Annotated in this window: 26 protein-coding genes and 1 pseudogene; 7 read left to right on the forward strand and 20 right to left on the reverse strand. The window is 52.8% G+C overall.

The window, feature by feature from the left end; all coding sequences use genetic code 11:
• Positions 1-117: 117 nt before the first annotated feature.
• Positions 118-4,005 (reverse strand): phosphoribosylformylglycinamidine synthase, encoded by a 3,888-nt coding sequence (purL, locus tag CJP72_RS01470; protein WP_162379133.1) that lies wholly within the window; start codon positions 4,003-4,005, stop codon positions 118-120.
• 256 nt (positions 4,006-4,261) lie between these two features.
• Between purL and mltF the strand changes: the two genes are divergently transcribed.
• On the forward strand, positions 4,262-5,809 hold the full coding sequence (mltF, locus tag CJP72_RS01475) for a membrane-bound lytic murein transglycosylase MltF (protein WP_162379134.1): 1,548 nt from the start codon (positions 4,262-4,264) through the stop codon (positions 5,807-5,809).
• Between the two features lie 8 nt (positions 5,810-5,817).
• On the opposite strand, the gene tadA is transcribed toward mltF, so the two are convergent.
• The 4 genes and pseudogenes from tadA to murQ all read right to left on the reverse strand — a co-directional run bounded on the left by tadA (position 5,818) and on the right by murQ (position 8,080).
• Positions 5,818-6,321: a tRNA adenosine(34) deaminase TadA gene (gene tadA / locus CJP72_RS01480; protein ID WP_162379135.1), complete on the reverse strand. Its 504-nt coding sequence runs from the start codon at positions 6,319-6,321 to the stop codon at positions 5,818-5,820.
• 55 nt (positions 6,322-6,376) lie between these two features.
• The gene (gene yfhb / locus CJP72_RS01485) at positions 6,377-7,012 is read right to left on the reverse strand and encodes a phosphatidylglycerophosphatase C (RefSeq protein WP_162379136.1); all 636 of its coding nucleotides are present in this window, start codon (positions 7,010-7,012) and stop codon (positions 6,377-6,379) included.
• Positions 7,009-7,128: pseudogene (locus CJP72_RS26240) on the reverse strand (hypothetical protein); the annotation flags it as partial. The gene yfhb and the pseudogene CJP72_RS26240, both read right to left, overlap by 4 nt.
• 58 nt (positions 7,129-7,186) lie before the next feature.
• Positions 7,187-8,080 (reverse strand): N-acetylmuramic acid 6-phosphate etherase, encoded by an 894-nt coding sequence (gene murQ / locus CJP72_RS01490; protein WP_162379137.1) that lies wholly within the window; start codon positions 8,078-8,080, stop codon positions 7,187-7,189.
• Positions 8,081-8,196: 116 nt separating this feature from the next.
• Here murQ and CJP72_RS01495 point away from each other — a divergent pair, with 116 nt between their 5' ends.
• Together CJP72_RS01495 and CJP72_RS01500 are read left to right on the forward strand one after the other, a co-directional pair.
• On the forward strand, positions 8,197-9,045 hold the full coding sequence (locus CJP72_RS01495; protein WP_162379138.1) for a MurR/RpiR family transcriptional regulator: 849 nt from the start codon (positions 8,197-8,199) through the stop codon (positions 9,043-9,045).
• A gap of 55 nt (positions 9,046-9,100) precedes the next feature.
• Complete coding sequence (locus CJP72_RS01500) at positions 9,101-9,361, forward strand: YfhL family 4Fe-4S dicluster ferredoxin (protein WP_162379139.1); 261 nt, start codon at positions 9,101-9,103, stop codon at positions 9,359-9,361.
• 12 nt (positions 9,362-9,373) lie between these two features.
• On the opposite strand, the gene acpS is transcribed toward CJP72_RS01500, so the two are convergent.
• From acpS to rseD, 12 genes are all read right to left on the reverse strand, one after another.
• The gene (gene acpS / locus CJP72_RS01505; RefSeq protein ID WP_162379140.1) at positions 9,374-9,754 is read right to left on the reverse strand and encodes a holo-ACP synthase; all 381 of its coding nucleotides are present in this window, start codon (positions 9,752-9,754) and stop codon (positions 9,374-9,376) included.
• On the reverse strand, positions 9,754-10,485 hold the full coding sequence (pdxJ, locus tag CJP72_RS01510; protein WP_162379141.1) for a pyridoxine 5'-phosphate synthase: 732 nt from the start codon (positions 10,483-10,485) through the stop codon (positions 9,754-9,756). Before pdxJ ends, acpS begins: the two co-directional genes overlap by 1 nt.
• A gap of 11 nt (positions 10,486-10,496) precedes the next feature.
• Complete coding sequence (gene recO / locus CJP72_RS01515; protein ID WP_162379142.1) at positions 10,497-11,225, reverse strand: DNA repair protein RecO; 729 nt, start codon at positions 11,223-11,225, stop codon at positions 10,497-10,499.
• 11 nt (positions 11,226-11,236) lie between these two features.
• A complete protein-coding gene (gene era, locus CJP72_RS01520; protein WP_162379143.1) occupies positions 11,237-12,142 on the reverse strand; it encodes a GTPase Era in 906 nt (301 codons plus the stop codon).
• Positions 12,139-12,819: a ribonuclease III gene (gene rnc / locus CJP72_RS01525; RefSeq protein WP_162379144.1), complete on the reverse strand. Its 681-nt coding sequence runs from the start codon at positions 12,817-12,819 to the stop codon at positions 12,139-12,141. Before rnc ends, era begins: the two co-directional genes overlap by 4 nt.
• 224 nt (positions 12,820-13,043) lie before the next feature.
• Positions 13,044-14,018 carry a signal peptidase I gene (gene lepB, locus CJP72_RS01530; RefSeq protein ID WP_162379145.1) on the reverse strand — a complete coding sequence of 325 codons (975 nt, stop codon included), beginning with the start codon at positions 14,016-14,018 and terminating at the stop codon, positions 13,044-13,046.
• 15 nt (positions 14,019-14,033) lie between these two features.
• A complete protein-coding gene (gene lepA / locus CJP72_RS01535; RefSeq protein ID WP_162379146.1) occupies positions 14,034-15,833 on the reverse strand; it encodes a translation elongation factor 4 in 1,800 nt (599 codons plus the stop codon).
• A 195-nt stretch (positions 15,834-16,028) separates the two neighbouring features.
• Positions 16,029-16,508: a SoxR-reducing system protein RseC gene (gene rseC / locus CJP72_RS01540; RefSeq protein WP_162379147.1), complete on the reverse strand. Its 480-nt coding sequence runs from the start codon at positions 16,506-16,508 to the stop codon at positions 16,029-16,031.
• The gene (gene rseB, locus CJP72_RS01545) at positions 16,505-17,458 is read right to left on the reverse strand and encodes a sigma-E factor regulatory protein RseB (protein ID WP_162379148.1); all 954 of its coding nucleotides are present in this window, start codon (positions 17,456-17,458) and stop codon (positions 16,505-16,507) included. The genes rseC and rseB overlap by 4 nt, the downstream gene beginning before the upstream one ends.
• A complete protein-coding gene (rseA, locus tag CJP72_RS01550; RefSeq protein ID WP_162379149.1) occupies positions 17,458-18,108 on the reverse strand; it encodes an anti-sigma-E factor RseA in 651 nt (216 codons plus the stop codon). The genes rseB and rseA overlap by 1 nt, the downstream gene beginning before the upstream one ends.
• Positions 18,109-18,139: 31 nt before the next feature.
• Complete coding sequence (gene rpoE / locus CJP72_RS01555) at positions 18,140-18,715, reverse strand: RNA polymerase sigma factor RpoE (protein WP_000003307.1); 576 nt, start codon at positions 18,713-18,715, stop codon at positions 18,140-18,142.
• On the reverse strand, positions 18,712-18,867 hold the full coding sequence (gene rseD, locus CJP72_RS01560; protein WP_162379150.1) for a rpoE leader peptide RseD: 156 nt from the start codon (positions 18,865-18,867) through the stop codon (positions 18,712-18,714). Before rseD ends, rpoE begins: the two co-directional genes overlap by 4 nt.
• 273 nt (positions 18,868-19,140) lie before the next feature.
• Here rseD and nadB point away from each other — a divergent pair, with 273 nt between their 5' ends.
• Positions 19,141-20,763: an L-aspartate oxidase gene (gene nadB, locus CJP72_RS01565; RefSeq protein ID WP_162379151.1), complete on the forward strand. Its 1,623-nt coding sequence runs from the start codon at positions 19,141-19,143 to the stop codon at positions 20,761-20,763.
• Here the strand turns inward: nadB and trmN are convergent.
• Positions 20,748-21,485 carry a tRNA(1)(Val) (adenine(37)-N(6))-methyltransferase TrmN gene (trmN, locus tag CJP72_RS01570; protein ID WP_162379152.1) on the reverse strand — a complete coding sequence of 246 codons (738 nt, stop codon included), beginning with the start codon at positions 21,483-21,485 and terminating at the stop codon, positions 20,748-20,750. The genes nadB and trmN overlap by 16 nt on opposite strands.
• A gap of 131 nt (positions 21,486-21,616) precedes the next feature.
• Here trmN and srmB point away from each other — a divergent pair, with 131 nt between their 5' ends.
• Positions 21,617-22,951, forward strand: coding sequence for an ATP-dependent RNA helicase SrmB (srmB, locus tag CJP72_RS01575; protein ID WP_162379153.1), 1,335 nt, complete (start codon positions 21,617-21,619; stop codon positions 22,949-22,951).
• A 17-nt stretch (positions 22,952-22,968) separates the two neighbouring features.
• Here the strand turns inward: srmB and CJP72_RS01580 are convergent, their stop codons facing one another.
• Positions 22,969-23,868, reverse strand: a complete 900-nt coding sequence (locus CJP72_RS01580) for a LysR family transcriptional regulator (RefSeq protein ID WP_162379154.1) — start codon at positions 23,866-23,868, stop codon at positions 22,969-22,971.
• A gap of 102 nt (positions 23,869-23,970) precedes the next feature.
• Here CJP72_RS01580 and eamB point away from each other — a divergent pair, with 102 nt between their 5' ends.
• Positions 23,971-24,558 carry a cysteine/O-acetylserine transporter gene (gene eamB / locus CJP72_RS01585; protein ID WP_162379155.1) on the forward strand — a complete coding sequence of 196 codons (588 nt, stop codon included), beginning with the start codon at positions 23,971-23,973 and terminating at the stop codon, positions 24,556-24,558.
• Positions 24,559-24,636: 78 nt separating this feature from the next.
• Here eamB and grcA read toward each other — a convergent pair whose 3' ends face one another.
• Entirely contained in the window at positions 24,637-25,020 is a 384-nt protein-coding gene (gene grcA, locus CJP72_RS01590; RefSeq protein ID WP_096756118.1) for an autonomous glycyl radical cofactor GrcA, read from the reverse strand.
• Positions 25,021-25,337: 317 nt separating this feature from the next.
• On the opposite strand from grcA, the gene ung reads away from it, so the two are divergent.
• Complete coding sequence (gene ung, locus CJP72_RS01595; protein ID WP_162379156.1) at positions 25,338-26,027, forward strand: uracil-DNA glycosylase; 690 nt, start codon at positions 25,338-25,340, stop codon at positions 26,025-26,027.
• Positions 26,028-26,116: the final 89 nt, after the last annotated feature.

Consider the following 26,116-nt stretch of genomic DNA (forward strand, 5'->3'; position numbering starts at 1 on the left):
GCCATTTGTCGCGGATCCCCGACAAAAAGCGTCCAAGGTTGACTATTTCGTTTTATCCAGTCGGTCGTTTAGCTGGCCCGGTACGCATCATGCTACCGGGCCTCTCGTTGGTGTTGATTAACCTAACTGCTTACGCGCGTTACGGAAAATGCGCATCCAGGGGCTATCTTCACCCCAGTTCTCTGGGTGCCAGGAGTTACTCACCGTACGGAAAACGCGCTCCGGATGCGGCATCATAATGGTCACGCGCCCATTTTCAGTCGTCACCGCCGTAATCCCGTTCGGCGAGCCGTTCGGGTTCGCCGGATAGGTCTCAGTCACCTTACCGAAGTTATCGACATAGCGCAGCGCCACCAGACCTTTGCTCTCAAGCTGAGCCAGATGCGCATCGTCACGCACTTCCACACGCCCTTCACCATGAGAAACCGCAATCGGCATCTGCGAGCCCACCATTCCCTGCAGTAACAGGGATGGGCTTTGGGTCACTTCCACCAGACTAAAGCGCGCTTCAAAACGGTCGGAATGGTTACGCACAAAGCGCGGCCACAGATCGCTGCCCGGGATCAACTCACGCAGGTTGGACATCATCTGGCAGCCATTACACACCCCCAGCGCCAGCGTTTGCGGGCGGTGGAAGAAGGTTTCAAACGCATCACGTACGCGGTTGTTAAAGAGGATCGATTTCGCCCAACCTTCACCCGCCCCCAGCACGTCACCGTAAGAGAACCCCCCACACGCCACCAGCGCCTGGAAGTCATCAAGGCCTGTGCACCCCGCCAGCAGGTCACTCATGTGCACATCGATGGCATCAAAGCCCGCACGGTGGAAGGCAGCAGCCATTTCCACATGTGAGTTGACGCCCTGCTCGCGCAGCACCGCAACTTTTGGACGCGCGCCGGTCGCGATGTATGGCGCGGCGATATCTTCGCTAATATCAAACGACAGCTTCACATTAAGGCCAGGATCGGCATCATTGGTTTTCGCGTTATGCTCCTGATCGGCACATTCAGGGTTGTCACGCAGACGCTGCATTTGCCACGTGGTTTCAGCCCACCAGGTACGCAACGTGGTACGGCTTTCGCTGAATACCGCGTGACCATCGGCTTCAATGACGAAGCGATCGCCCTGCATCGCTTTACCGAGATAGTGTACGCAGTCAGCCAGACCGTGCTGCGCCAGCAGCGCTTCAACCGCCTCACGATCCGCCGCGCGAACCTGAATGACAGCACCCAGTTCTTCGTTAAACAGCGCCGCCAGACGATCTTCACCCAGTGTCGCGATGTTGACCTGGAGACCACAGTGACCGGTAAAGGCCATCTCAGCCAGCGTAACCAACAAACCACCATCAGAACGGTCGTGATAAGCCAGCAGTTTGCGCTGCGCCACCAGCGCCTGCATCGCATCATAAAAACCTTTCAGTTGCGCGACGTCACGCACGTCTGCCGGTGTATCGCCAAGCTGACGGTAAACCTGCGCCAGCGCAGTAGCTCCCAGCGCGTTGTGCCCCTTGCCAAGGTCAATCAGCAGCAGCGCGTTATCTTCTGTGGAGAGCTGCGGCGTGATGGTGTGACGGACGTCTTCCACGCGGGCAAATGCGGTGATCACCAGAGATAATGGAGAGGTCATTTCACGTGACTCATTGCCTTCCTGCCAGCGGGTTTTCATCGACATCGAGTCTTTACCCACCGGAATGGTCAGCCCCAACGCCGGGCAGAGTTCTTCACCCACCGCTTTTACGGCTTCGTACAAGCCGGCATCTTCGCCCGGATGGCCTGCTGCCGCCATCCAGTTTGCAGACAGTTTGATACGTTTGATATCGCCAATCTGCGTCGCCGCAATGTTGGTCAGCGCTTCCCCAACCGCCAGACGGGCGGAAGCGGAGAAATCCAGCAGCGCGACAGGCGCACGCTCGCCAAGCGACATGGCTTCGCCGTAGTAACTGTCAAGGCTGGCGGTGGTGACCGCACAGTTTGCCACCGGAACCTGCCACGGGCCAACCATCTGATCGCGCGCCACCATGCCGGTTACAGTGCGATCGCCAATGGTAACGAGGAACGTTTTTTCCGCCACGGCAGGTAAATGCAGTACGCGTTTGACCGCATCGGCAACGGTAATATCGCGGCGATCCAATGCGTCGCCTTTTGCTTTCAGCCGTTGCACATCGCGGGTCATTTTCGGCGTTTTGCCTAACAGGACATCCAGCGGCAGATCGATAGGTTTATTATCGAAATGACGGTCATTCATCGAGAGATGTTGTTCTTCGGTCGCTTCACCGATCACGGCGTACGGCGCGCGTTCGCGCTTGCAAAGCGCATCAAACAGCGGCAACTGGTCAGCAGCAACCGCCAGAACATAACGTTCCTGCGATTCGTTACACCAGATTTCCAGCGGACTCATACCCGGCTCGTCGCTGAGGATGTCACGCAGTTCAAATTTGCCGCCGCGCCCACCGTCGCTCACCAGTTCCGGCATCGCGTTAGAGAGACCGCCTGCACCCACGTCGTGGATAAACAGGATCGGGTTAGCCTCGCCCAACTGCCAGCAACGGTCGATCACTTCCTGGCAACGACGTTCCATTTCCGGGTTGTCGCGCTGTACGGAGGCGAAATCCAGATCGGCATCTGACTGGCCGGATGCCATGGAAGACGCGGCTCCGCCGCCAAGACCGATGTTCATCGCCGGGCCGCCGAGTACGATCAGCTTCGCGCCAACGACGATCTCGCCTTTCTGTACGTGATCGGCGCGGATGTTGCCGATCCCGCCCGCCAGCATGATCGGTTTGTGGTAGCCGCGCAGCTCTTCGCCGTTGTGGCTGTTCACTTTTTCTTCATACGTACGGAAGTAGCCGTTCAGCGCCGGACGACCAAACTCATTGTTAAACGCTGCGCCGCCCAGCGGGCCTTCGGTCATGATATCCAGCGCGGTTACAATACGCTCCGGCTTACCGAAATCTTCTTCCCACGGCTGTTCAAAGCCCGGAATTCGCAGGTTAGAAACCGAGAAACCGACCAGACCGGCTTTCGGCTTCGCGCCACGCCCAGTTGCGCCTTCGTCACGAATCTCGCCACCAGAACCGGTCGCAGCACCTGGCCACGGTGAAATGGCCGTCGGGTGGTTATGGGTTTCTACTTTCATCAGGATGTGTGTTGGTTCCTGATGGAAGTCGTAACGCCCCGTTTGATGGTCAGCAAAATAGCGCCCCACTTCAGAACCTTCCATTACCGCCGCGTTATCTTTATAGGCAGAAAGCACGTGGTCTGGTGTGGCTTCGAAGGTATTTTTAATCATTTTGAACAGCGACTTCGGCTGTTGTTCGCCATCAATGATCCAGTCGGCGTTGAAAATCTTGTGACGACAGTGTTCTGAGTTCGCCTGGGCAAACATATACAACTCAATGTCGTTTGGATTGCGGCCCAGGTTGCTGAAGGCAGTATGCAGATAATCAATTTCGTCATCCGCCAGCGCCAGTCCCAGACGCAGGTTGGCGTTAATCAGAGCCTGACGACCTTCGCCCAGCACATCAACGCTGGCAACCGGTGCCGGTTGGTGGTGAACAAACAGTTTTTCTGCGTCGTTCAACGAGGAGAAAATCGTCTCCATCATGCGGTCGTGCAATTCAGCGGCAACGCTTTGCCATTGCTCAGCGGTAAGTGGCTCAGCGTCAACATACCAGGCAATGCCACGTTCCAGACGGCTCACCTGTTGCAGGCCGCAGTTGTGCGCAATATCCGTTGCTTTGGAAGACCAGGGGGAGATGGTGCCAGGGCGAGGGGTAACTAAGAGCAGTTTTCCCTCCGGGGTATGGCTACGTAAGCTCGGGCCATACTTCAGCAGGCGGGCAAGCTGCGCGTGCTCATCGTCGTTCAGCGGTGCATTCAAACAGGCAAAATGGACATACTCAGCGTAAATATTGTTGACCTGAAGGTTGGCAGCCTGAAAACGCGCCAGCAGTTTGTTAATACGGAATGCAGACAGTGCAGGCGAACCACGCAGAATTTCCATCATAAGTCTCTCGTCTTCTAAGCTTTCGGTGTGCCCAAGTGGGGAAACGGGCGCCATTATAAAGAATCTGGCGCGCTGACGAAACCGTTTGCGTCGAAATAAAATCACCACCGTTTCTGATCATCTGATGCGACACGGATTCTGAATTAGTTGCCAACTGGCGTATTGTTGCGCAAAATGCCGCACATCAATGACTCACACTGGTTTTAATCACAACATTTTCAGGCTGAGAAAACGCACGATTCAGAGAATTAACTAATTGAAAAAATTAAAGATTAATTATCTGTTCATCGGCATACTGACGCTGCTGTTGGCAGCGGCCCTCTGGCCATCAATCCCCTGGTTCGGTAAAGCCGATAATCGTATCGCCGCCATTCAGGCGCGGGGAGAGCTGCACGTTAGTACCATTGACTCGCCGCTAACCTACTCAACTCTCAATGGAAAAAAGTACGGTCTGGATTATGAGCTGGCGCAGCTGTTCGCCAACTACTTAGGTGTAAAGCTGAAAATCACCGTACGTCAGAACATCAGCCAGCTGTTTGACGATCTGGACAGTGGAAAGGCCGATCTTCTGGCCGCAGGTCTGGTCTATAACAGCGAACGCGTGAAAAACTACCAGTCGGGTCCAACGTACTACTCTGTTTCTCAGCAAGTGGTCTATCGGGTTGGACAGTATCGCCCGCGAACACTTGCCAACGTGAATGAAAACCAGCTCACCGTTGCGCCAGGTCATGTGGTCGTGAATGACTTACGCGCCCTGAAAGAGACAAAGTTCCCTGAGCTCAGCTGGAAAGTCGATGAAAAAAAAGGCACAACGGAACTGATGGAAGCGGTGATCAGCGGCGAACTGGATTACACCATCGCCGACTCTGTGGCCATCAGCTTGTTCCAACGCGTACATCCGGAGCTGGCAGTTGCGCTGGATATCACCGATGAGCAGCCAGTCACCTGGTTCAGCCAACTGGATGATGACAACACGCTCTCGGCAGCCCTGCTTGATTTTTTTAACACCATTAATGAAGATGGTTCTCTGGCGCGACTGGAAGAAAAATATTTGGGTCACGGCGGCGACTTTGATTATGTTGACACCCGCACCTTCTTACGCGCGGTAGATAACGTGCTGCCAGAGCTGAAACCGCTGTTTCAGAAATATGCGCAGGAGATTGACTGGCGTTTACTGGCGGCTATCGCGTATCAGGAATCACACTGGGATGCGCAAGCCACCTCGCCAACTGGCGTGCGCGGCATGATGATGCTCACCAGGAATACCGCTCAGAGTCTGGGGTTGACCGACAGGACTGACGCCGAACAGAGCATCAGCGGCGGCGCACGTTATCTGCAAGATATGATGAGCAAAGTCCCTGATACCGTCCCCGAGGAAGAGCGTATCTGGTTTGCGCTCATCGCTTACAATATGGGCTATGCGCACATGCTTGACGCCCGGGCGTTAACGGTAAAAACCAAAGGGAATCCGGACAGTTGGACCGATGTAAAACAGCGCTTGCCTCTCCTTAGCCAGAAACCGTATTACAGTAAGTTGACCTATGGCTATGCACGCGGGCATGAGGCTTACGCCTATGTAGAAAATATTCGAAAGTATCAGATAAGCCTGGTCGGTTATCTGCAAGAGAAAGAAAAACAGGCCGCAGAAACACTGAAACTGGCGCAGGACTACCCGGCGGTGTCTGCGGAGGAGTTTGGTCAAGAGAGTCTCTCCCTCTCCTCGTTTTTGTCTCAGTCGTCCTCAGCCTACCTGACGCCTTCCCCGACATTACTGTTGCCGCCGAAGAAAAAAGAGGAAGACTAACGCGACGCTTATTCGGGCGTCGCCGATGACTTTTTCAGGGCTTTAATTTCCTGACGACGCATGCGGAAAAAATCGCTCAGCAACGTCGCGCATTCATCACGCAAGATGCCCTCAGTGATTTCCACCCGGTGATTCATACCTGGGTGATGCAAGACATCCATCAGCGAGCCTGCCGCGCCCGTTTTTGCATCACGCGCGCCAAAAACAACCCGACCAATCCGACTGTGGACCATCGCCCCCGCACACATTACGCAAGGTTCCAGCGTGACGTACAGCGTGGTGTCCAGCAAACGGTAGTTTTGCAGCACCATCCCCCCCTGTCGCAACGCCATAATTTCCGCATGCGCGGTGGGATCATGATGACCGATCGGCCGATTCCATCCTTCTCCTATGACGCGATTATTGTGCACCAATACTGCCCCCACCGGCACTTCACGTTCGTCCCAGGCGCGCTTCGCCAGCGTCAACGCATGACGCATCCAGTATTCGTGGCTAAATTCGACTTCAGACAAAGGGAGACTCCAGTAATAAAAGCGGGCGCATTATACACAGACGCTCTGCTTTGCACTATTCCAGTTGCTGGAGCTCACCGCGCGGTGTGACGCGCCAACGATGCTGACAAAAGTAGAGTAATGGGTTGTCCTGCTTGCTGTCGCTGTATCCACTGTACAGACGTAGCGGCGTGCCAATTTGCCGCTCTAGTTGCGCGACTTTTTCGTGCCCCAGACAACGCAGGGGCAATACCCAGCCACCGTAGCCTCGCTGGATCTGACTGGCAATCAGGTTAACGCGCGGCAACCACGGCGTATCAAAATAAACCTGCTCGACCAGCGACTGCGGGGAACCGGTGATAAGCCAGATATCAGCATCAGAACTCAACAAATAAGTTGTGAGACGTTCCTGCACAATCGGAAATGCGGTGACATTATCCCGAAACCAACGCACAAAGTCAGCCTGGCGCGCTTGCAGGCGCGCTTCGCTGTGACCAAACGTGCATCCCCACAACAGGAGACTCATTGGCCAACGAGCAGCACGCCCTTTTATCACTAACGCCATTGCAATGATCGGGAGTAAAGGCAGTACGAGCAGCACATTCAGCGGCTGGCGACGTAACAGATAACGCAGGAAACTGCCAAACATATCCTGCTGGTGTAACGTACCATCCAAATCAAAAAATACGACGCGACGCTCGTGGCTGGTCAAACCCTGCACCTCTGGAAAGTTGAACTCTGAAGCCTGGTCAGTGAAAACCCGGCGATAACTGTTATTAAATAGCCTAACAGATAGACCATCACTTTTCCGGCAACAATCGCAAATGCGCGCAGCCGTGTCACATCAATGATAAATGGCTCGCTCTCCTGCCGCCGTCTCCGTTTTTTAGTTTTCTAATGCCGCCCGTAAAAATCCCTGATGAACCGACAGTTTTTCTCTGGCGGCGGCTGCGTCAAGTCCGGAGAGAGCCATCAGAATGGCGGGTTTAACGTCAAAATCGGTTTGTTTCAGTAGCGCCTGCGCTTCTTCTCGCGCAATCCCTGTCACCTCCACCACCATGCGACACGCTCTGTCGATCAGTTTGACGTTGGTGGCCTTCATATCCACCATCAGGTTTTGATATACCTTGCCGAATTTCACCATCGCGCCGGTGGAGATCATATTGAGCACCAGCTTTTGCGCAGTACCTGATTTCAGTCGCGTTGACCCCGTCAGCGCCTCAGGGCCGACCACTGGCGAAATCGCGATGTCCGCCTCACGCGCGATCGGAGAGCCAGGATTACAGGAAATAGCGACCGTGGCGCATCCGACCTGCCTGGCATACTTCAAGCCACCAATCACGTAGGGCGTGCGGCCCGATGCCGCCAGTCCAACCACCAGATCCTGCGCGGTCAGATTGAGCGCCTTTAAATCGTCCTCGCCGAACTGCAGACTGTCTTCAGCACCTTCAACCGCCTTCAACAACGCGCCGGGTCCCCCTGCAATCAATCCTACGACCAGTCCATGCGGCACGCCAAAGGTTGGCGGGCATTCAGAAGCATCGAGCACCCCCAGCCGTCCACTGGTGCCTGCCCCCATGTAAATAATGCGCCCACCAGCCTTCAATGCATTTGTCGCGGCATCGACCGCACGCGCAACGTCCGGCAGCGTCTCTTTTACTGCAAGCGCTACCAGCGTATCCTGTTGATTAAAACGATGAACCAGTTCAAGCGTGGATAAAGCATCAAGGTCCATAGTCTGTGGATTACGGGTTTCTGAAACTAACGCGCCGAGATTCATTTTTTCTCCTCAGGAATTTTTAATTCATAATAATTATCTATAATGGAATATTATATTCATTCGGGCGAGTGAAATTTTGTGTCGCTACCGCCATCACGTTTTCGCCAGGAGATCCCATGAACTGTTTGATCCGTATTCGCCAGCGTTATCCCCATCTCGCACAAAGCGACAAGAAGCTGGCGGATTATCTTCTTTCGCAGCCGGATAACGCGCGGCATCTCAGCTCGCAACAACTTGCCGCCGAAGTGGGGGTCAGTCAGTCCAGCGTCGTGAAATTTGCGCAAAAAATGGGGTTTAAAGGATTTCCGGCACTCAAACTGGCGATCAGCGAAGCGCTGGTCAGTAATTCGCATCCACAGTCTGTTCCTGTCCACAATCTGATTCGTGGCGATGACCCCATGCGTCTGGTGGGCGAAAAGCTGATTAAAGAAAATGTGGCGGCGATGCACGCTACGCTCGACGTCAACAGTGAAGAAAAGCTGATAGAGAGTGTGACGATGCTACGTCGCGCCCGCCGTATTGTCCTGACCGGGATGGGCGCTTCTGGCCTTGTTGCGCAAAACTTTGCCTGGAAACTCATGAAGATAGGTTTTAATGCTGTCGTCGAGCGCGATATGCACGCCCTGCTGGCAACGGTTCAGGCACTCTCTTCAGAGGATTTGCTGCTGGCCATCTCCTACACGGGTGAACGCAGAGAGCTTAATCTGGCAGCAGATGAAACATTGCTGGCCGGAGGGAAAATCCTGGCCATCACCGGGTTTACGCCTAACGCATTGCAGCAGCGCGCCACACATTGCCTGTATACCATTGCAGAAGAGCAGGCCACACGTAGTGCGGCAATTTCATCCACACATGCTCAAATGATGCTCACTGATGTGCTTTTTATGGCGCTGATTCAACAGGATTTAGAACACGCTCCGGGACGTATCAGACACAGTGAGGCGCTGGTAAAAAAACTGGTCTGAGCAAAGAATGCGCGTATAATGCCCGCCCGATTTGTGATGTTTTGAGAGTATCCTGATGGCGCTGTTAATCACCAAAAAATGCATCAATTGCGATATGTGCGAACCTGAATGCCCGAACGAAGCCATTTCCATGGGCGATGCTATCTATGAGATTAACAGCGACAAATGCACCGAATGCGTCGGCCATTACGACACGCCAACCTGTCAGAAAGTCTGCCCGATCCCGAATACGATTCTGAAAGATCCGGCACACGTCGAAACCCAGGAGCAGTTGTGGGATAAGTTTGTCCTGATGCACCACGCGGACAAACTCTAAAACAGCCCTGGCTTAACTCTCGATAATCACCGTGGCGCAGGCGTAGTGTCGTTCATCTGCCAGCGTAACGTGTATGTTGGTCACACCGAGGGTTTCCGCCAGTTTCAACGCCTCCCCCCACAACCGCAAACGCGGCTTGCCGAGTTCATCGTTAAACACTTCAAACTGGTTAAACGCCAGACCGTTGCGAATTCCGGTGCCAAAGGCTTTTGCCGCCGCCTCTTTTACCGCGAAACGTTTGGCGAGAAAACGCACCGGTTGTTGGTGCGTTTCCCAAATGGCCCATTCATGGTCGCTGAGCACTCTTCTTGCAAGACGATCGCCCGACCGTGAAATTACCGCTTCAATACGGGCAATCTCTACAATATCCGTGCCCAGCCCCAGGATCGCCATTAGCCGCGCGCTTCCAGCATCAGACGTTTCATTTCAGCAACCGCCTCCTTCAGACCGCTCATCACCGCGCGTCCAATAATGGCATGACCAATATTCAGCTCGTGCATTTCCGGCAACGCCGCGATGGCTTTCACGTTGTGATACGTCAGGCCGTGACCCGCATTCACTTTCAGCCCCAGACCTGCCGCAAAAGTCGCCGCTTTGGCGATTCGTGCCAGCTCCTGCGCCTGCTCAGCATCGGTTTTTGCATCGGCATAGCAGCCAGTATGAATTTCAATGTAGGGCGCCCCTACCTCTGCGGCAGCGTTGATCTGGGCTTCATCGGCATCAATGAACAATGACACGAGGATCCCAGCCTCTGCCAGACGTTTGCAGGCATCGCGCATTTTGTCACGCTGACCAGCCACATCCAGGCCACCCTCTGTGGTGACTTCCTGGCGTTTTTCCGGTACCAGGCAGCAAAAATGCGGCTTCGTCTCAATGGCAATCGCCAGCATCTCTTCCGTTACCGCCATCTCCAGATTCATGCGCGTATCCAGCGTTTGACGCAGAATACGCACGTCACGGTCTGTGATGTGGCGGCGATCTTCACGCAGGTGCACAGTAATGCCATCGGCCCCCGCCTGTTCGGCGATAAATGCAGCCTGTACCGGATCCGGGTACGCGGTGCCACGTGCATTACGCAGAGTAGCAATGTGGTCAATGTTGACGCCTAACAGTAGTTCAGCCATGACAATCCTCGTTAATCGTTATTCGTTTTCACTGCGCGTTTTGGCATAAATTGCCGAAAGAGTTCCCGGCTTTTTAACGGCTTACCACCAAGATACGGCTTTAACGCCATACGGGTAAAGCGTTTCGCGGCGCGCAATGTATCAACATCAGGAAATTCTCTTGCCTCAAGCGCCTTCAGCTGTCGTCCGGTGAAGGTATTGTTATCAATCACGACGCTGGCGATAAACCCTTTCTCTTCGCGATAGCGATACGTCATGGTGTCATCCACCTGCTCACCGCTGCCAGCGCAATGAGTGAAGTCCACGCCATACCCCAGATGACCGAGCAATGCGAGCTCAAAGCGACGCAGAGCGGGCTCAGGAGTCCCTGTGATGCCAGCCAGTGTTTGTATACAGTTCAGATAATCAAAAAAGAGTTCAGAAAAGCGAGTCTCATACTCAAGTACACGAGAAATCAGTTCGTTGATGTAGAGACCACTGTAAAGCGTGATACCGCTGAGAGGAAGCGCCAGAGAGACAGCTTCTGCGCTGCGTAAGGTTTTCACCTCACCGCGACCGCCAAAGCGTAGAAGGAGCGGTGTGAAAGGCTGTAAAGCGCCTTTTAGATTAGAACGTTTGGAACGTGCGCCTTTAGCGACCAGACGCACGCGACCTGACTCTTCCGTGAAGACGTCCAGCATCAGGCTGGTTTCGCTCCAGGGGCGACTGTGTAGCACGAAAGCGCGCTGCCAGCCCTCCATCAGGGTGTTCCTCAGAGATCGTCAACGTAACCGAGACTGCGCAGCGCGCGTTCGTCGTCGGCCCAGCCGGATTTCACTTTCACCCACAGTTCCAGATGTACTGGCGCTTCAAACATTTCCTGCATATCTTTACGTGCTTCAATACCGATGGTTTTGATTTTGGCCCCTTTGTTGCCAATAACCATCTTCTTCTGCCCTTCACGCTCAACGAGGATAAGCCCGTTGATGTCGTAGCCGCCGCGTTCGTTAGTAATGAAACGCTCAATCTCAACGGTCACGGAGTACGGCAGTTCAGCCCCCAGGAAACGCATCAGTTTTTCACGGATGATTTCAGACGCCATAAAGCGCTGGGAACGATCGGTGATGTAATCTTCCGGGAAGTGATGAATGGCCTCCGGAAGGTGTTTACGCACGATGCCCGCAACGGTATCCACGTTCATTCCCGTTTCCGCAGACATCGGTACAATATCGAGGAAATTCATCTGGCTTGCCAGGAATTGCAGGTGCGGCAGTAAATCCGCTTTTTCCTGCACGTTGTCCACTTTATTCACGGCCAGGATAACCGGCGCTTTACCGTCGCGCAGTTTGTTCAGCACCATCTCATCGTCTGGCGTCCAGCGGGTGCCTTCCACGACGAAAATGACCAGTTCAACGTCACCAATGGAGCTGCTCGCCGCTTTGTTCATCAGGCGGTTAATGGCGCGTTTTTCTTCCATATGCAAACCCGGGGTATCGACATAAATTGCCTGATACGCCCCTTCGGTATGGATACCGACAATGCGGTGACGTGTGGTTTGTGCTTTACGGGAAGTAATTGAAATCTTCTGCCCAAGCAGATTATTCAATAGGGTAGATTTGCCTACGTTTGGGCGACCAACGATGGCAATAAATCCGCAATAGCTTTTATCTTCGCTCATTCCAACTCCAGTTTTTTCAACGCCTGTTCGGCGGCAGCCTGCTCAGCCTTACGACGGCTTGAACCTGTGCCAACCACCGGTTCACTCAGGCCGCTGACCTGGCAGTGGATAGTAAATTCCTGATCATGCGCTTCGCCACGCACCTGTACCACCAGATAAGACGGTAACGGTAGATGACGGCCTTGCAAATATTCCTGCAAGCGCGTTTTCGGATCTTTTTGTTTGTCGCCCGGGCTAATTTCATCCAGACGGCTTTGATACCAGTTAAGGATCAGTTTCTCGACGGTCTGAATATCGCTGTCGAGGAATACGCCACCAATTAACGCTTCTACGGTATCGGCCAGAATAGATTCACGACGGAAGCCGCCGCTTTTCAATTCACCCGGTCCCAAACGCAGGCATTCACCCAAATCAAACTCACGGGCTAATTCCGCCAGTGTGTTACCACGCACCAGCGTGGCGCGCATACGGCTCATATCCCCTTCGTCCACACGCGGGAAACGGTGATACAGCGCATTAGCGATGACAAAGCTTAAAATAGAGTCGCCTAAAAACTCTAAACGCTCGTTATGTTTGCTGCTGGCACTACGATGGGTTAATGCCTGCTGCAACAGCTCCTGATGAGTAAAAGTGTAGCCCAGCTTCCGTTGAAGCCGATTAATTACGATGGGGTTCATGCGATACCAATAAATGAATGCGTCAACAATCCAGCACACGAAACAGACCTGTATTTGAAACCAATGCTGTTTCGTGTGCCGTGGCGACCAGACGGCGCCAACCTTAAACTTCGGGGGAATATTCTATACACAACGACAGGGGATGTCGTTAGTCTGGGGAAATTTATCCGATAAATAATTCATGTTGTCGCCATTATGACGACAACATGTACATTAATCAGGAATTAATGAATACCGCCAATACGGCTTAAACGCACGCCGGTAGGCCATTCACCTTCTTGTTTATCAAAACTCATCCAGATCGCCGTCGCTTTACCGACCAGGTTTGCTTCCGGTACAAATCCCCAGTAACGGCTGTCCGCGCTGTTATCACGGTTATCACCCATCATGAAGTATTGTCCCGGCGGCACAATCCAGGTTGCCAGTTGCTGACCCGGCTGCTGGTAATACATCCCGACCTGATCCTGTGCAATGGGCACGGTCAGAATCCGGTGTGTTACCTCACCCAGCGTTTCTTTGCGCTCAGTCAGACGAATACCATTATCTTTGGTTTCGTTCAACGGCACTTCAAAGAATCCACTGCTGGCTTCGCCTGCGTTGCGACGGGCAAACGTCTGAACAAAATCGCTCGGCTGAACATTGGAGTAGGTTACCGCCAGCGCATTTTCACACGCCTGGCCTGAGCTACACCCAGGTTGAATGGTCACTTCTTTCGAAACCGGATCGTAGGTGACTTTATCCCCCGGTAAACCGACCGCGCGTTTGATGTAATCCAGACGCGGATCTTCCGGGTATTTAAACACCACGATATCGCCACGTTTTGGATGACCGGTTTCAATCAAGGTTTTCTGATAAATCGGGTCTTTAACTCCATAGGCGAATTTTTCCACCAGAATAAAGTCACCGATTAACAGTGTCGGCATCATCGAACCTGACGGGATCTGGAAAGGCTCATAAATAAATGAACGCACCACCAGCACAATAGCCAGCACCGGAAACACCGACGCACCGGTTTCCAGCCAGCCGGGCTTAGGCGCCACTTTTTTTAGCGTGGCTTTGTCCAGTGACTCATTAACAGCGGCTTGTGCCGCTGCCTGACGCTCCCGACGTTTTGGCGCGAAGATAAATTTATCCACACACCATAAAATGCCCGTCACCAGTGTGGCAATCACCAGAATCAGGGCAAACATATTCGCCATGCCAACTCCTTAGGGTTATTTGCTGTCTTTACCGACATGCAGAATGGCGAGAAACGCTTCCTGAGGCAGCTCTACGTTACCGATCTGCTTCATTCGTTTTTTACCTTCTTTCTGCTTCTGCAGCAGTTTTTTCTTACGGCTGATATCACCGCCATAGCACTTCGCCAACACGTTCTTACGCAACTGCTTCACCGTTGAACGCGCAATAATGTGCGTCCCAATCGCGGCCTGGATAGCAATATCAAACTGCTGGCGCGGGATGAGCTCTTTCATCTTCTCAACCAACTCGCGACCACGGCTTTGCGAATTGCCACGGTGGGTGATCAACGCCAGCGCATCTACACGCTCGTTGTTAATCAACACGTCAACACGCACCATGTCTGACGCCTGGAAGCGTTTGAAGTTATAGTCCAGCGAAGCGTAACCACGAGACGTTGACTTCAGACGGTCGAAGAAGTCGAGCACCACTTCCGCCATCGGGATTTCATAAGTCAGCGCCACCTGGTTACCGTGGTAAACCATATTGGTCTGTACGCCACGCTTCTCGATACACAGCGTGATAACGTTGCCCAGGTAAGCCTGCGGCAGCAGCATGTGACATTCCGCGATAGGTTCGCGCAGCTCATAAATGTTATTCAGCGGCGGCAGTTTGGACGGGCTATCGACATAGATAGTCTCTTTCGCCGTCGTTTCCACTTCATACACTACCGTCGGTGCGGTGGTGATCAGATCCAGATCGTATTCACGCTCCAGACGCTCCTGAATGATCTCCATGTGCAACAGCCCCAGGAAGCCACAGCGGAAGCCGAAGCCCAGCGCCGTTGAGCTTTCCGGCTCGTAGAACAGAGAGGCGTCGTTCAGGCTCAGTTTACCGAGCGCGTCGCGGAAGTTTTCGTAATCGTCTGAACTGACCGGGAACAGACCCGCATAAACCTGCGGTTTAACCTTTTTAAATCCTGGCAGCGCTTTTTCTGCCGGGTTACGCGCCTGCGTCAGCGTATCGCCAACCGGTGCGCCGAGGATGTCTTTAATGGCGCATACCAGCCAACCTACCTCGCCGCATTTCAGCTCAGTGCGGTCAACCTGCTTCGGCGTAAAGATGCCCAGACGGTCTGCGTTGTAGACCTGTCCGGTGCTCATCACTTTAATTTTGTCGCCTTTACGCATGGTGCCGTTTTTAATACGCACCAGCGAAACAACGCCAAGATAGTTATCGAACCAGGAGTCGATGATCAGCGCCTGCAGCGGGCCTTCCGGATCACCTTCCGGCGGTGGAATATCACGCACCAGACGTTCCAGGACGTCGGTCACGCCAACGCCAGTTTTCGCGGAGCAGCGCACAGCATCGGTGGCGTCGATGCCGACAATGTCTTCAATCTCTTCTGCCACACGTTCAGGATCGGCGGCAGGTAAGTCAATTTTGTTAAGGACCGGAACCACTTCCAGATCCATTTCCATGGCGGTATAGCAGTTTGCCAGGGTTTGCGCTTCTACGCCCTGTCCGGCGTCTACCACCAGCAATGCACCTTCACACGCCGCCAGTGAACGGGAAACTTCATACGAGAAGTCAACGTGGCCTGGGGTGTCGATAAAGTTAAGCTGATAGGTTTCACCATCAGATGCTTTGAAATCGAGCGTCACGCTCTGCGCTTTGATAGTAATACCGCGCTCACGCTCAAGATCCATCGAGTCGAGAACCTGCGCTTCCATTTCACGGTCAGACAGGCCACCGCAGATCTGGATAATACGGTCAGACAGCGTCGATTTACCGTGGTCGATGTGAGCTATGATTGAAAAGTTACGTATGTTCTTCATATAGAGTAATTATTGTGCCTTACGCCTGGTTCGACAGGCTTTGAGAAGTCGCTGTTCTGAGCTTAACGTCTGTTTAAGTGAAACGCCGCATTCTACACTACAACGCTGAGGCGAGGAAATGTTCATAGAGCAAGGATAGCGGGAACTGGAAACAACATCGCTTTTGCAATGCAAAATACAACAAAGCCAGTGATATCACTGGCTCGTTTCGGTTGAAGGGGTCTCGACGCGGAGCATTCCCGGCGGTAGAGCAACGTTCAGAATCACCGGTTGCCAGGCTTCTCGTTTTGCCAGTTTGCGGGAGAAACCGCGCGCAAGCAAAAATCCCCCGACTCCGCCTAATATCGCGCCGCTCAATGAAGCGATGTCTGAGCCGAACAATAGCTGAAACAGGGAAGCAAACAGAAAAAGCCCAGCCAGCGGCGACAGGTAAACCAACATTGCTGACCCCAGCAGGCTCCCTTCGGCAATACCCAGTTCGACTTTTTGCCCCGGCACCAACGGTTCGGCACTCGGGACCACAATCGTATGCGTCGTTTGGGGTCCCAGTTTATTCAACACTCGAGTGCCGCATCCCGCGCGAGAAGCACAACTGCTGCATGATGCCTTAACATCACAACTCACCCTCGCCTGACCATCCTGCCAGGAGACAACCGTTGCCCACTCTTTGATCATTGCGCGGCCCTGAACTTAATGTTGTCTGCAATGCGTTTGGCGGTTTGCGGCGGGAGCTCACCCACAACGGTGATTTCTGCGTTGTCACGCACGCTGGTGCTTACCGTTCTACGCCCGGTACGCAGCAGTTGATCGGTACTGGTTTGCGTCGCGCGGTTAACGTTCACCGAGAAACTGAACAAACCATCAGAATACAGACGAGATTCAATGGGCATATCCATGGTCGGAATCGGACGTCGGCTACTGGAAATTTCGCTGAATCCTTGCGGAAGCCAGGAGGGGCTCCAGTTGAAATTGGTCTTTTCTCCAGTCGGAACAGAAAGCAGAGGCGGCAGGTTAGCTTTTGCCAGGGTCTGCATCGTATTCCCGATATCATTGTTCACGTTGAAAGCGATCACTCGGAATTGTTCGAGTGTTTCACCATCTCGATCCAGTAGATCAACCCTCATCGGTAAGCGGGTCTCTGCGTCCATCCATACGATGTAGCTATAGCGGGTACCATCACGCGCCACAACACGGATCACTTCGCACAAACGGTCAGCAATACGCGTTTTCCCGACAGAGATAAAATCATAATAGGGAGCGAGTCGCTTAAAGTCGGTATAGACGAGAGAAGGCAGGGAATCAACGATGTAGTCACCGTTTAAGGTGAACGGCTCAAGCCCAGGCTCGAAATAGCTGATTTCGTTTCCACGCTGGACGACTTCCCGGCGCGGGCCATCCAGTTGCAACAATTGTGCAAGCGGACGGTTATCGAGGCGCGCATGCCGATAACGCAGAGACTCAACGCCTTGTTTATTGATGCTGACGAATGACAGCTCGTAAGTGAGTGACTGGCTGGCCAGATTCATCTGCTGCAATAACGCCCCGGACGCAGGATTGGCCGAGGCGTTAGCAGAGAAGAACAGGCTACCTGTCACAAGTGACATGGCAAACCAAATTTGCTTCATTACTGCGATTGCGTTCCTAAAGTTTGAATTCCTGGCACCTGCACAGCGGCTTGCTGTGTTTGCGCCTGCTCAAACTGAAGCTGTTCGGAGTGCAGTCGACGTTGCAGTTCGTAATCCTGCAGCATGGCATTGATACGACGACGCTGTTCCTGTACCTGCTGTTGCTGGCCACCGCTGGCTGTTGCATCGGAAGGTACCCCCAGACTTACCGGACTCGCCTTACCCATCATTGGCAAGGTGTTAAATACCGGTGTTTCAGGCTGCTGGGACGTTTCAGATTGTCCGTTATAGTGCTGGACGCCAACAATAACTGCAAGCGATACGCATGCCGCTACGCCCATTTGGGTGAGTTGCGCCGCCCACGGACGCATTTTCTTCCAGAAAGGCATTTTTTGCCACTGGTGCGGTGCGGGTTGGGCCTCAGGGATCAACGGCGTCGCCTGGCGTACGGGCTCGCTTTCAATCGCGGCCATAACGCGCGCGGAAATATCGAAATGGAGAACATCAGCGGTATCTCCGCGCATGGAATCGCGGATTAGGTGATAACTCTCCCATGTTTTCTGCATTTCCGGGTCATGAGTCAGCGCTTTAAGCAGCTCATTATCCAGCGTTTCGCCATCCATTAAAGCGGAAAGTTTCTCTTTCTGCATGCCTAATACCTTTTCCAGTATCCCGCTATCGTCAACGCCTGATAAGCGGTTGAACTTTATTATCAATAGCTTCCCGCGCTCGGAAGATACGAGAACGCACCGTACCCACCGGACAATCCATGATAGCAGCTATCTCTTCATAGCTTAGGCCATCTAGCTCCCGCAAGGTAATTGCCATGCGTAAATCTTCCGGGAGGGACTCAATAGTTCGGAAAACTATCTGTCTCAGCTCTTCTGACAACATTAAGTTCTCAGGGTTCGAAATTTCTTTCAGCGCACCGCCACTTTCGAAGTTTTCTGCTTCAATCGCATCCACATCACTGGATGGCGGGCGACGCCCCTGAGCGACCAGGTAATTCTTAGCTGTATTGACTGCAATTCGATATAGCCAGGTATAAAAAGCACTATCTCCCCGGAAAGAATCCAGCGCGCGATAGGCCTTAATAAATGACTCTTGCACCACATCGGGAACATCGCCCGACGGCACATAGCGGGAAACCAGACTCGCCACTTTATGCTGGTAGCGTACCACCAGTAAATTAAAGGCTTTCTGATCTCCCTTCTGGACCCGTTCAACCAGGACCTGGTCCGTTAACTGCTCGCTCATCCGAGGTAAAGTCTCCCCAAACCAAATTTCCACGCGTTCTCGAAACGCCACTCCATCAGCCGCACTATGAGCAAGCAATAGCTTAGAGTGTCAGAGTTTCGTAAAGTTCCGTTACGCATTTGTTTTTGTTTGTCATGTTGTAGACAGGTCATTATCTCTCATTATAAGTCTACAGAGTCTGAACAACGCACTATCTGTTTAGAAATGCCCATTTAGTCGCTTGCAGAGTAACCCAACAGCGCCTTTTTTTCATCACATAATCTGGCGCTAACGACCTGCTTCGCAAAATATTTTCCGTATTTTGCATCTCACTGTCTTATCCTTTCATGTTTAGTGGTTGCAACACATATAAAAATAAAACGTGCTGAAAAACCCAGTGTGGTGCTATGCTGACCAAACACTGTTTAGTAAATTAAACAAACACAATGAATACGATTCCTGAACTATCCTGTGACGTGTTGATTATTGGCAGCGGTGCTGCCGGACTCTCTCTGGCGCTGCGCCTGGCTGAAAAGCATCAGGTCATTGTTCTGAGTAAAGGACCTGTCAGCGAAGGTTCGACATTTTATGCGCAGGGCGGTATTGCCGCGGTTTTCGATGAGACCGACAGCATTGACTCCCACGTCGAAGATACGTTGGTTGCAGGCGCCGGTATCTGCGATCGTCATGCAGTGGAGTTCGTCGCCAGCAATGCCCGTTCATGTGTTCAATGGCTGATTGATCAAGGCGTCCTGTTTGACACCCACGTTCAGGCTAATGGGGAAGAAAGCTACCACCTGACCCGCGAGGGTGGACATAGCCATCGCCGCATTCTGCATGCTGCCGATGCTACCGGCAAAGAAGTCGAGACCACGCTGGTCAGCAAAGCGCAACACCATCCTAATATCCGTGTTCTGGAACGCAGCAACGCCGTTGATTTAATTATCTCCGACAAAATTGGTTTGCCAGGAACCCGCCGGGTGGTAGGCGCATGGATCTGGAATCGTAATAAAGAAACCGTCGAAACCTGCCATGCTAAATCGGTGGTACTGGCAACGGGCGGGGCATCAAAGGTGTATCAATACACCACCAACCCGGATATCTCTTCAGGCGATGGTATTGCTATGGCCTGGCGCGCCGGATGCCGCGTCGCTAACCTCGAGTTTAATCAGTTTCACCCCACGGCGCTGTATCACCCACAGGCGAGAAATTTCCTGCTCACCGAAGCACTGCGCGGCGAAGGGGCGCACCTTAAACGTCCTGACGGCACACGATTTATGCCGGACTTTGATGAACGTGGCGAACTGGCGCCGCGCGATATTGTCGCCCGGGCCATCGATCATGAAATGAAGCGTCTTGGCGCAGATTGTATGTTCATCGACATCAGTCATAAACCCGCTGAGTTTGTCCGTCAGCACTTCCCGATGATTTATGAAAAGCTGTTAGGTCTGGGGATTGATCTCACCAAAGAGCCAGTGCCCATCGTTCCTGCCGCGCACTATACCTGCGGCGGCGTCATGGTGGACGACTTTGGCCGAACCGATGTCGATGGTCTGTATGCGATCGGTGAAGTGAGCTACACCGGTCTGCACGGCGCAAACCGCATGGCCTCTAATTCACTGCTGGAATGTCTGGTATACGGCTGGTCAGCGGCTGAAGATATTGACCGCCGCATGCCGTATGCCCGTGGCGTTAACCAACTCCCAGCCTGGGATGAAAGCCGCGTTGAGAATCCGGATGAACTGGTGGTCATTCAGCATAACTGGCACGAACTGCGCCTGTTTATGTGGGACTATGTCGGTATTGTCCGCACCACAAAACGTCTGGAGCGCGCCCTGCGCCGTATCACCATGCTGCAGCAGGAGATCGACGAGTATTACGCCAATTTCCGTGTGTCGAACAATTTACTGGAACTGCGTAATCTGGTGCAGGTGGCCGAACTTATCGTTCGCTGTGCGATGCAGCGTAAAGAGAGCCGGGGATTGCATTACACGCTGGATTATCCCGCGTTGTTGCCTGAATCCGGCCCATCGGTGCTCTCTCCATTAAGCAATCACATAAACAGATAAAACGCCTGGGTCAGCGCCGTGTAACTTTCAGAGTAACGCTGGTCTGGCCCACGGATCACCATCCGATCGCTAAAACACTCTCCGGCCTGTGGGGAAAACGCCAACAGTACCCGATGCGGCAAGCGAGCTTCCGTTTCCGCAACATCTGTTCGCAACCGCAAATGCCAGCCCATGCTTAACGCCTGCTGCGTGAAGGTGTTGCCAATCTGTTCCGGCAACACAACGCAAAAGAATCCCTCTTCCGTAATGCACTCCGTAGCATTAGCTAACAACGTCTGGTGATCCAGCGTCGTGGTATAACGCGCCTGTTCACGTTGTGGCGTCGCGCACTCCACACCCTGCTCATAATAAGGAGGATTACTGATGATCAAATCAAAACGAACGGTCTGACGAGGAACCCACTGCTGAACGTCTTCAGTGTGTACCGTCACGCGATGCGCCCACGGCGACTGCAAAATATTCTCCTGCGCTTGTTCGGCGGCAGCGGCGTCCAGTTCTACAGCATCAATGATGACGTTTTCGTCCGTACGCTGCGCTAACATTAGCGCCAGCAGCCCACTCCCCGTACCAATATCAAGGACTCGCTTTACGCCCGCGACAGGCGCCCAGGCACCTAAGAGAATGCCGTCAGTTCCCACTTTCATCGCGCAACGGTCGTGCGCCACAAAAAACTGCTTAAAAGTAAATCCATTACGACGAACGACGGATGTAGACTGGGGCATGAAAACACAACCTTGCAGGAAAAACGGCAATAGCACCGGGTGAAAACAATACCTGAGAAGCGATATCCATACAAACAGATGAAGATTGCAGCCGTAACGTCTATAATCAGCGCCCCACACAGAGGTAGAACATGACTGTAACGACTTTTTCCGAACTTGAACTCGATGAAAGCCTGCTGGAAGCTCTCCAGGATAAAGGTTTCACTCGCCCGACCGCCATTCAGGCTGCCGCCATTCCGCCTGCGCTCGATGGCCGTGATGTACTCGGTTCTGCGCCAACAGGCACCGGTAAAACGGCGGCATATCTGCTGCCAGCGTTGCAGCACTTGCTCGACTTCCCGCGTAAAAAATCCGGTCCACCGCGAATTTTAATTCTGACGCCAACCCGCGAACTGGCGATGCAGGTTGCCGATCACGCCCGTGAACTGGCGAAACACACTCATCTGGATATCGCCACCATCACCGGAGGCGTGGCATACATGAACCACGCGGAAGTGTTTAGCGAAAACCAGGACATCGTGGTCGCCACCACCGGTCGCCTTCTGCAGTATATTAAAGAAGAAAACTTCGACTGCCGCGCCGTCGAAACCCTGATCCTCGACGAAGCCGATCGTATGCTGGACATGGGTTTTGCTCAGGACATTGAACATATCGCTGGGGAAACGCGCTGGCGTAACCAGACAATGCTGTTCTCCGCGACGCTTGAAGGCGATGCCATTAAAGATTTTGCTGAGCGCCTGCTGGAAGAACCGGTTGAAGTCTCTGCCACGCCGTCCACACGCGAGCGTAAAAAGATCCATCAATGGTACTACCGTGCCGATAATTTAGAGCACAAGGTAGAACTGTTAAAGCACCTGCTAAAACAAGATGATGCCACACGTACTATCGTGTTTGTGCGTAAGCGCGAGCGCGTACACGAACTTGCCGAGATGCTACGTGCAGCAGGGATCAACAACTGCTATCTCGAAGGCGAGATGCCGCAGATCAAACGCAACGAAGGCATTAAGCGACTCACCGACGGTCGCGTAAACGTACTGGTTGCCACCGACGTTGCCGCGCGCGGTATCGATATTCCTGACGTTAGTCACGTCATTAACTTTGATATGCCGCGCAGTGGGGATACCTATCTGCACCGTATCGGCCGTACAGGCCGCGCTGGTCGCAAAGGTACCGCCATTTCTCTGGTCGAAACCCACGATCACCTGCTGCTGTTAAAAATCGGTCGCTACATTGAAGAACCGCTGAAAGCGCGTGTCATTGATGAACTTCGCCCGAAAACGCGTGCGCCGAGTGAGAAACTGACCGGCAAACCGTCTAAAAAAGTGCTGGCTAAACGCGCTGAGAAGAAAAAAGAGAAAGACAAAGAGAAGCCACGCGTGAAGATACGTCACCGTGATGCGAAAAATATCGGTAAGCGTCGCAAGCCTGCCAACGCGGGTACACCACCGCAGAAGAACGAAGAGTAAAAAAATCGCCGGGTAATTTAGCCCGGCATTTTTTTATCCCCTGCTGAAAAACAGGTCTCAACGCACTCCATAAAAATCTGCATTGCCGGACTGATGGCTTTCCCCGCATGGTGCGCGCACAGCGCCATGATTGACGGTGGGGTCGTATCGAATGGCAGCTCTTTCAATTCCCCTGAACGCAACTCTCGTTCAACGGCGAATCGGGGTAAAAAGCTCACCCCCAGATTTGCCGCTACACACTGTTTGATACTCTCAATACTCCACAATTCGATGGTATTTTGCATCGTTACCCGCCGCTGACGCAGTATTCCTTCAAACAGCTGGCGGAAAATGCACTGTGGCTCATTGATGATAAAGCTACAGGCTATGTGTCGACCTTCTTGGGTAAAATCGACATTCTGGAGTAACGGAGATGCCACCAGCACCAGGGATTGTTCCCCCAGCGGCTTCATCTCAAGCGCATCATCATTACCGACCCGATAAAAAATCCCCAGATCAACATCGTCATTAAGTAATGCGTCGCGGATCACGTAGCAGTTGAGCGACTGCAACGACAACTGAACATTGGGCGAGCGTTGCTTAAAACGTTGCAAAACCTGCGGCATTTTATAGGCCAGCAGTGTTTCTCCTGTCGCAATACGAAGCTCCCCGCCAGGTTCCGAATCCTGCCTTGCCGCTTCCCGAATCGACTCCATGACGCGGGTCAGATCGTGGATGTGCGGCATCAGTTTCTTTCCTTCCGTGGTAAGGCACATTCGCCGCCCTATCTTCTCAAACAGTTGCAGAGAGAATTCCCGCTCCAGCTGTTGAATATGAAAAGTCACGGTCGATTGTGTACAGCAAAGCTTTTGCGAAGCGCGTAAAAACGAGCCTTCTTCCACGACCGTTTTCAACGTAATGAATCGCCGCAGATCCATAATCACCAACCTATCGAAGTTATCGAATTCAGAGTTTAAAAACATTCATTTTTTTAAATGTTTCATATCGGGTACTGTCGGCTAAAACAGAGGAGATGACAAGTGACACCGACCCTTTTAAGTGCATTTTGGACCTATACATTGATTACAGCCCTGACCCCTGGACCCAACAATATCCTTGCGCTCAGTTCCGTTACCCAGCATGGTTTTCGCCAGAGCACTCGCGTGCTGGCGGGAATGAGTCTGGGATTTTTAATCATCATGTTGCTGTGCGCCGGGATCTCGTTTTCGCTCGCTATTATCGATCCCGCCATCGTCCATTTACTGAGCTGGGCAGGCGCGGCCTATATTCTGTGGCTGGCGTATAAAATTGCCACCAGCCCGACTTCCGGGGGGAACGCAACGTCAAAACCGATCGGTTTTTGGGCGAGTTTTGGTTTGCAGTTCGTCAACGTCAAAATCATTTTGTACGGTATTACCGCACTCTCCACTTTTGTACTGCCGCATACAAAAGAGTTGAATTGGGTGATCGGTGTCAGCCTGTTACTGGCGATCATCGGGACTTTTGGCAATGTGTGCTGGGCGCTGGCCGGGCATATTTTTCAGACGGTTTTCCGCCGCTATGGCCGTCAGTTGAATGGTGTTCTGGCGTTGTTGTTAGTCTACTGCGCAGTGCGGATTTTTTACTGATGGAATGCAAAAAGCGGAAGATGCGCTTGCATCCTCCGCTTTTGAGTATCGGATTACCGGGGAATATCCCCGTGAGCCTTACAGGCTCTCAGTAAAGGTACGAGCGATAACGTCGCGCTGCTGTTCTGGCGTCAGAGAGTTAAAACGCACAGCATAGCCAGAAACACGGATAGTCAGTTGCGGATATTTTTCCGGATGCTTAACCGCATCTTCCAGTGTTTCGCGACGCAGAACGTTAACGTTCAGGTGCTGACCACCTTCCACGCGAACTTCCGGCTGTACATCTACCGGAACTTCACGGTATTCGATTTCGCCCAGTTTGCTAACGGCAACGACTTCATCTGCAGAGAAACCTGCTTTCGCAACGATGCAGCGCGCTTCGCCTTTTTCGCTGTCCAGCAGCCAGAAAGAGTTCAGCAGGTCGTCGTTAGCAGCTTTAGTAATCTGGATACCTGTAATCATGTGATGCCTCCCCGGCAAAATTATTTGATTTCGGTTGGCCCATCGCGGCCAATTGGTAAAACCATTGTTGCTTGAGTGTATATATACCCCTCACACACCCTCGATTCATTGATTTAAATCAATAAAAACCACACAGTAAAAAGGGTGATGGGTGGATTTTATTGTTTTACATCAACTTACGCTTCGCGCACTGATAAACTTTTTACATAAATTTTCAACATTCTTTAGGAGAAGTCCGGCATTGCGACATGCAGAATTTTGCGCCGTAGAAAGAAGCAGTTAAGCTAGGCACATTGAAAAATTCGCAGGAGAGCGAGATGGCCACCGAATTAACCTGGCATGACGTACTGGCTGATGAAAAGCAGCAGCCTTACTTTGTTAACACGCTACATACCGTCGCTGGAGAACGTCAGTCGGGAATGACGATTTACCCGCCGCAAAAGGATGTCTTCAATGCGTTTCGCTTCACTGAACTGAGTGATGTTAAGGTCGTGATTCTGGGACAAGACCCCTATCATGGACCCGGCCAGGCGCATGGTCTTGCCTTCTCAGTGCTACCCGGGATCGCCACGCCTCCGTCACTGTTAAATATGTATAAGGAGCTGGAGGCCTCAATACCAGGATTTACCCGCCCCACGCATGGTTATCTGGAAAGTTGGGCGCGCCAGGGAGTGTTACTGCTGAATACCGTACTAACCGTACGGGCAGGTCAGGCGCATTCACACGCCAGCCTCGGCTGGGAAACGTTCACCGATAAAGTCATCAGTCTGATTAATGAGCATCGGGAAGGCGTGGTCTTTTTGCTCTGGGGTTCGCACGCGCAGAAGAAAGGCGCCATTATTGACACCCAACGTCATCACGTGTTGAAAGCGCCTCATCCGTCGCCGCTGTCTGCACATCGCGGCTTCTTTGGCAGCAATCATTTTGTTCTGGCAAATCAGTGGCTGGAACAGCGTGGCGAAAAGCCCATTGACTGGATGCCCGTTTTACCGGAGAAGGGTGAATAACATAGTGCAGGTTGTAAGCCCGGTAAGCGTCGCACCACCGGGCATATGGCCGGATGGCAGCGCAAGCGCTTTATCCGGCCAACACACAA

It is taken from the genome of Citrobacter sp. NCU1 (genome assembly GCF_010231475.1).
GTDB lineage: Bacteria > Pseudomonadota > Gammaproteobacteria > Enterobacterales > Enterobacteriaceae > Citrobacter_D.

Coding starts and splice junctions, on each gene's coding strand:
- purL (WP_162379133.1), bottom strand. CDS start 4,005: ATGATGGAAATTCTGCGTGGTTCGCCTGCACTGTCTGCATTCCGTATT.
- murQ (WP_162379137.1), bottom strand. CDS start 8,080: ATGAATCTCGGCGCGTTAGTTTCAGAAACCCGTAATCCACAGACTATG.
- CJP72_RS01495 (WP_162379138.1), top strand. CDS start 8,197: ATGAACTGTTTGATCCGTATTCGCCAGCGTTATCCCCATCTCGCACAA.
- CJP72_RS01500 (WP_162379139.1), top strand. CDS start 9,101: ATGGCGCTGTTAATCACCAAAAAATGCATCAATTGCGATATGTGCGAA.
- acpS (WP_162379140.1), bottom strand. CDS start 9,754: ATGGCGATCCTGGGGCTGGGCACGGATATTGTAGAGATTGCCCGTATT.
- pdxJ (WP_162379141.1), bottom strand. CDS start 10,485: ATGGCTGAACTACTGTTAGGCGTCAACATTGACCACATTGCTACTCTG.
- recO (WP_162379142.1), bottom strand. CDS start 11,225: ATGGAGGGCTGGCAGCGCGCTTTCGTGCTACACAGTCGCCCCTGGAGC.
- era (WP_162379143.1), bottom strand. CDS start 12,142: ATGAGCGAAGATAAAAGCTATTGCGGATTTATTGCCATCGTTGGTCGC.
- rnc (WP_162379144.1), bottom strand. CDS start 12,819: ATGAACCCCATCGTAATTAATCGGCTTCAACGGAAGCTGGGCTACACT.
- lepB (WP_162379145.1), bottom strand. CDS start 14,018: ATGGCGAATATGTTTGCCCTGATTCTGGTGATTGCCACACTGGTGACG.
- lepA (WP_162379146.1), bottom strand. CDS start 15,833: ATGAAGAACATACGTAACTTTTCAATCATAGCTCACATCGACCACGGT.
- rseC (WP_162379147.1), bottom strand. CDS start 16,508: ATGATCAAAGAGTGGGCAACGGTTGTCTCCTGGCAGGATGGTCAGGCG.
- rseB (WP_162379148.1), bottom strand. CDS start 17,458: ATGAAGCAAATTTGGTTTGCCATGTCACTTGTGACAGGTAGCCTGTTC.
- rseA (WP_162379149.1), bottom strand. CDS start 18,108: ATGCAGAAAGAGAAACTTTCCGCTTTAATGGATGGCGAAACGCTGGAT.
- rpoE (WP_000003307.1), bottom strand. CDS start 18,715: ATGAGCGAGCAGTTAACGGACCAGGTCCTGGTTGAACGGGTCCAGAAG.
- rseD (WP_162379150.1), bottom strand. CDS start 18,867: ATGACCTGTCTACAACATGACAAACAAAAACAAATGCGTAACGGAACT.
- nadB (WP_162379151.1), top strand. CDS start 19,141: ATGAATACGATTCCTGAACTATCCTGTGACGTGTTGATTATTGGCAGC.
- trmN (WP_162379152.1), bottom strand. CDS start 21,485: ATGCCCCAGTCTACATCCGTCGTTCGTCGTAATGGATTTACTTTTAAG.
- srmB (WP_162379153.1), top strand. CDS start 21,617: ATGACTGTAACGACTTTTTCCGAACTTGAACTCGATGAAAGCCTGCTG.
- CJP72_RS01580 (WP_162379154.1), bottom strand. CDS start 23,868: ATGGATCTGCGGCGATTCATTACGTTGAAAACGGTCGTGGAAGAAGGC.
- grcA (WP_096756118.1), bottom strand. CDS start 25,020: ATGATTACAGGTATCCAGATTACTAAAGCTGCTAACGACGACCTGCTG.
- ung (WP_162379156.1), top strand. CDS start 25,338: ATGGCCACCGAATTAACCTGGCATGACGTACTGGCTGATGAAAAGCAG.